Origin of the sequence: Streptomyces sp. MS06 (genome assembly GCF_047200655.1) — a bacterium.
Lineage (GTDB): Bacteria > Actinomycetota > Actinomycetes > Streptomycetales > Streptomycetaceae > Streptomyces.
On sequence record NZ_JBJZOJ010000128.1, the window covers coordinates 1 to 3,186 of the forward strand.

Here is a 3,186-nt window from a genome sequence, read left to right on the forward strand (position 1 = left end):
CGAGCGCGTGGAACCCCCGGCGGAAGTAGACCGCCGGGGGATCGTCGCGCAGCCGTACGTCCCGTACCCGGCCGACGAGGATCGTGTGATCCGCGACGTCGTGGCGAACGTAGGCGTCGCACTCCAGCACGGCGGCAGCCTCCTCGAACACCGGATGGCCCTGCGCGTTCGCCTCGAATTCCCCCTGGCCGAACTTGTCCGCCCCTCGGGTGGCGAACCGCGTGGCCAGGTCCGCGCGCCGGGACGGCAGCACCTGCACCACCCACGAACCGGCCGTCTGGAACGCGGCGTGGCACTGCGCGGTCTTCGCCAGGCAGACGAGGACCAGCGGCGGAGCCACGGACAGCGAGCAGAACGACGTGGCCGTGAAGCCCCGCCAGACGCCCTGTTCGTCGGTGGTCGTCACGAGGGTCACACCGCTCGGGTACGAGGCCATCGCCTCCCGGAACCGCCCCGACAGCTCTTCACTCAGAGGCGCCCTGGTGGACGTGTGCGTCATCCGGCTGCCTCCTTCACGGGGTGCGGGGACCGCCCTGGCGGCGGTTCGGCGAACTCACGCCTCACTTGCCGTTCTGGACGACCGCGCCGCCGTCCACCCGCATCTGGGTGCCGGTGACGAAACGGGACTCGTCGGAGGCGAGGTAGGTGACCGCGTGGGAGATGTCGATCGGCTCGACGTACGGGATCGGCATGGCCTGCACCATGCCGAAGCCGGGCTCCGCGTCCTGCGCGACCGGGTGCTCCAGGTCGGGACGGAAGACCTTGTACATGGCCTCGTTGTGCAGCATCGGCGTGTTGACGTTGGTGGGGTGCACCACGTTGATCCGCAGGCTCCGGGGAGCCAGGAAGGGCGCGAACCAGTTCACGTAGTGGCCGAGCATCTGCTTGGTGAACGCGTAGCCGATGCCGCCGGGACCCATGCCGGCCGGGTCGCCGCCGTAGGACGCGAAGAAGGCGGCGGCGGAACCGATCAGGATGATCGACGCGCCTTCCTGAAGGTGCGGCAGCGCCGCGTGGACGGTGTTCAGCGTGCCGCTGAGGTTCACGTCGACGGCCTCGGTGAACGCGGACAGCGGACGGTCGGCGCCCACCGGGCCGATGGCGGCGTTCGCCACGACCACGTCCAGCCGGCCGAGCTCCGCGACGCCCTCGTCGATCGCCTTGCGCAGTGCGGCGCGGTCACGGATGTCGGCCTGCTTCGTCACCACCCGGCGGCCCGTCTTCTCCACCAGACTTGCCGTCTCCGCCAGTTCCTCGGCGGTGCCGAGCGGATACCCGACCACCTCGATGTCCTCGCCGAGGTCGATCGCGATGATGTCGGCGCCTTCCTCGGCCAGGCGCACGGCGTGGCTGCGCCCCTGCCCGCGTGCCGCACCGGTGATGACGACAACTTTGCCTTCTACCCGGCCCATGGGGCCCTCCAGACATTCTGCTGTAGTGACATGACGGACGGCGGTTCGGCCACGCTGGCCGAGCAGGCAACTGAGCTGCCGGGTAACACGGAAGAGCGGAAGGAACCTACGAGAATGCTCGTAGTTCTCCCGCGGCGCGCGCCCTGCGCCGACTCGAATTTCGTTATACCGTTCCCGCGTCTCCAGGAGACGGACACCGTCCCCCTATTCACGGGCGGCACGCCCACTTAGGGGTCCGCCGCGAAGGTCCGGTCGACCACTCGACCACCCGGCTCCCCCGACACCGTCACGAACCCGTCCCCCGCCGCCAGCCCGCATGCGCCGAGGCGCGCCCGTCGGCGCGGCAGAATACGTCGGGTCGCGTAGGGGAGTTCTTAGGGGTTACGACGCCTGCCCGCTGCCCTACGGTGGCCTCAACAAGGCCGTCCTTTTTCGCGCCGACCATCATCCAGCGCCCGGCACGCTCGTCCGTCCGGTTTACCAGTGCGGCCACCGGCTTTCGAGGAAATCCCGCCGGTTTGCCCCAATCCGACATTCCGCGACGCGGTCTTCGCCTGTCGGCGCCCAGACGCCTGTCCAGTATTCACGACGTGACACGGGAAGTGGGAGAACCGAGATGGCCAACTCCGACCAGCGGCTAGTCGAGGCACTTCGGGCATCCCTCAAGGAAACCGAGCGGCTGCGCGGGCAGAACCGCACGATGACGGCCGCCCAGCGGGAACCGATCGCGATCGTGGGGATGGGGTGCCGGTTCCCCGGCGGTGTGGCCTCGCCGGAGGACCTGTGGAGGCTGGTGGCCGACGGCGCGGACGCGGTGTCGGGGTTCCCCTCCGACCGCGGCTGGGATCCCGGGTTGTTCGACCCGGAACCCGGCGCCCCCGGAAAGACCTACGCGCGCGAGGCCGGTTTCCTGCACGACGCGGCTGACTTCGACCCGGACTTCTTCGGGATCAGTCCCAACGAGGCGCTGGTGATGGACCCGCAGCAGCGGCTGCTGCTGGAGACCGCCTGGGAGGCGTGCGAGCGGGCGGGCGTCGACCCGCTGGCCCTCAGGGGCAGCCGCACCGGCGTCTTCGCCGGTGTGATGTACCACGACTACCCCTACAGCAGTGCCGCCGGTTCCATCGTCTCCGGCCGGGTCGCCTACACGCTGGGCCTGGAGGGCCCCGCGGTGACGGTGGACACGGCCTGCTCGTCGTCGCTGGTCGCGCTGCACCTGGCCGTGCAGGCGCTGCGCTCGGGTGAGTGCTCCCTGGCCCTGGTGGGCGGTGTCGCGGTGATGTCGACGCCCGAGGTGTTCGTCTACTTCGGCACCCAGCGCGGGCTCGCGAAGGACGGCCGCTGCAAGTCCTTCTCCGAATCGGCCGACGGCGTCGGCTGGGCCGAGGGCGCGGGCATGCTCCTGGTGGAGCGTCTGTCGGACGCGCGTCGCAACGGCCACCCGGTGCTCGCGGTGATCCGGGGCAGTGCCATCAACCAGGACGGGGCGTCCAACGGCCTGACCGCCCCCAACGGCCCCTCCCAGCAGCGGGTGATCCGCGCGGCGCTGGCCGGCGCCGGGGTCTCCTCGGCCGAGGTGGACGTGGTGGAGGCACACGGGACAGGGACGACGCTGGGTGACCCGATCGAGGCGCAGGCGCTGCTCGCCACGTATGGCCAGGACCGGCCGGCCGATCTTCCGCTGTGGCTGGGTTCGATCAAGTCGAACATGGGTCATACGCAGGCTGCGGCGGGTGTTGCGGGGATCATCAAGATGGTCATGGCGATGCGTCAC

At 70.1% G+C, this 3,186-nt stretch carries 3 protein-coding genes; 1 reads left to right on the plus strand and 2 read right to left on the minus strand.

The window, feature by feature from the left end; genetic code table 11:
- Together ACL02U_RS32715 and ACL02U_RS32720 are read right to left on the minus strand one after the other, a co-directional pair.
- Positions 1 to 499: flavin reductase family protein (locus tag ACL02U_RS32715; RefSeq protein WP_412794646.1), on the minus strand; the 499-nt coding region annotated here is incomplete at its 3' end.
- A gap of 61 nt (positions 500 to 560) precedes the next feature.
- The gene (locus ACL02U_RS32720; protein ID WP_412794647.1) at positions 561 to 1,412 is read right to left on the minus strand and encodes a mycofactocin-coupled SDR family oxidoreductase; all 852 of its coding nucleotides are present in this window, start codon (positions 1,410 to 1,412) and stop codon (positions 561 to 563) included.
- A 526-nt stretch (positions 1,413 to 1,938) separates the two neighbouring features.
- On the opposite strand from ACL02U_RS32720, the gene ACL02U_RS32725 reads away from it, so the two are divergent.
- The coding region (locus ACL02U_RS32725) for a beta-ketoacyl synthase N-terminal-like domain-containing protein (RefSeq protein ID WP_412794648.1) at positions 1,939 to 3,186 on the plus strand (1,248 nt) is incomplete at its 3' end.